The sequence below is a fragment of the Amnimonas aquatica genome, assembly GCF_002943415.1.
GTDB lineage: Bacteria > Pseudomonadota > Gammaproteobacteria > Pseudomonadales > Moraxellaceae > Perlucidibaca > Perlucidibaca aquatica_A.
This window is the reverse complement of sequence record NZ_PTQZ01000296.1, coordinates 1-1,602: the sequence shown is the minus strand read 5'-3', so window position 1 is coordinate 1,602 and position 1,602 is coordinate 1. Positions and strand designations below refer to the sequence as shown.

Annotated in this window: 2 protein-coding genes and 1 tRNA gene; 1 reads left to right on the top strand and 2 read right to left on the bottom strand. The window is 71.3% G+C overall.

Annotated features, from left to right (window positions below):
• The coding region (locus C5O18_RS09280; RefSeq protein ID WP_146089328.1) for a TonB-dependent receptor domain-containing protein at positions 1 to 421 on the top strand (421 nt) is incomplete at its 5' end.
• 93 nt (positions 422 to 514) lie between these two features.
• Here C5O18_RS09280 and C5O18_RS09275 read toward each other — a convergent pair.
• Both C5O18_RS09275 and C5O18_RS11280 read right to left on the bottom strand, forming a co-directional pair.
• Positions 515 to 602: transfer RNA gene (locus C5O18_RS09275), tRNA-Ser, on the bottom strand.
• 39 nt (positions 603 to 641) lie between these two features.
• Positions 642 to 1,253 (bottom strand): phospholipase D-like domain-containing protein, encoded by a 612-nt coding sequence (locus C5O18_RS11280; protein ID WP_478209693.1) that lies wholly within the window; start codon positions 1,251 to 1,253, stop codon positions 642 to 644.
• Positions 1,254 to 1,602: the final 349 nt, after the last annotated feature.

The window sequence follows — 1,602 nt, the reverse complement described above, 5'->3', positions numbered from 1 at the left end:
GGCCTGGCGTGTCGATGGCTCGCTGGCCTATGTCCGTGGCGACAACCGCACGGACGGCACGCCGCTGGCGCAGCTGCCGCCGCTGGAGGCGCGGGTGGCGCTGGGCTGGCAGCAGGGGCGCTGGCAGGCCGGCGCGCTCTGGCGCCTGGTGGCGGCGCAGAGCCGGGTGGATATCGGCAAGGGCAACATCGTGGGCCAGGACATCGGCCCCAGCGGCGGCTTCGGCGTGTTCTCGCTCAATGGCGGCTACCAGTTGCGCGAGCGCTGGCAGCTCACCTGGGGCGTCGACAACCTGTTCGACAAGGCCTACGCCGAACACATCAGCCGCAGCGGTGCCAACGGCATCGCCGGCTACACGCAGACCCTGCGCGTCAACGAGCCCGGCCGCACACTCTGGGCGAGGCTGCAGACGACGTTCTGAAGCTGCTGTCATTGCAGATGAAGCGCATCGTGCTGCGTTCGGATGCGGCGCTGCGGAAATGAAAACGGCCCCGTGACAGGGGCCGTTCGATTTTGGCGGAGGCGGTGAGATTCGAACTCACGAACGGTTTCCCGTCGCCGGTTTTCAAGACCGGTGCATTCAACCACTCTGCCACGCCTCCGGGCAGGGCGGGGAGGATACCGCAGGCGTCCGCAGGCGGCTAGTCGCCTGACTCGCGCCGGTAGCGCCGGTAGCGCCGCAGCGCGATGCGCAGCAGGTTGAGGCTGACCAGGGCGCTGCCGATGGCCATGGGCCAGGCCACCCAGTCCGGCTGCCAGATCAGCAGCGCGGCGAAGAGCAGGCCGAGGCCGCCCATGAGCCCGAGCAGGGCGGCATCGGTGGGGCCGAGCCGGCGTGATTCGCGCACGGCCAGGGCCACGGCGCGGGAAACGCGCAGGGTGGTGGCCGAGCCCTGGTGGTGCGGCAGCGGACGCGGTCGTCGGCGCGGTCGCCGGGGCGCGGCCAGGCGCACGCGGTCATCGGCATGCAGGACGATCTCGGTGGCGTTGTCCAGGTCCTGCAGGTACTGCCACTCCATGGTGGCGGCGAAGTCCTCGTCCTCCACTGCCAGATCGAGCTCGTAGTTGCCCAGCCATGACGCCGGGTTGAGGTTGCTGGAGCCGATGCGCGCCCAGTAGCTGTCGACCACGGCGGTCTTGGCGTGCAGCATGGGGCCGTTCCACTCGAACACGCGCACGCCGGCTTCAAGCAGAGGGCGGTAGCTGGAGCGCGCCGCCATGCCCACCAGCGGCAGGTCGGAGCTGCCGGGCACCAGCAGGCGCACGTCGACACCAGCGCGTGCCGCCTGGCGGAGTCCGTCGAGATAGGCCGGCGTGCCCANGCCGGCGAGAGGAGCGCCGCCTGCCAGTGCCCAGGTGCGCGCGAAAGCGGCCTCGGCATCGTGCACCACCGGGCCGGCGACGCGCACGCCGGTATCGCGCCACTGGCCTTCGCCGGGCCGGCCACGCCACTGCGCGCTCAGGCACCAGCCGGTGATGATGGCCTCGCGGGCATCGACGCTGATCAGCTTGCGGTGATTGCGGATGACCCAGGCCAGCGGCTCGCCCAGGCCGGGCACGTTGAAGCGGCGGAACTCGCCGCCGGCGGCGCGCAGCTCGCGC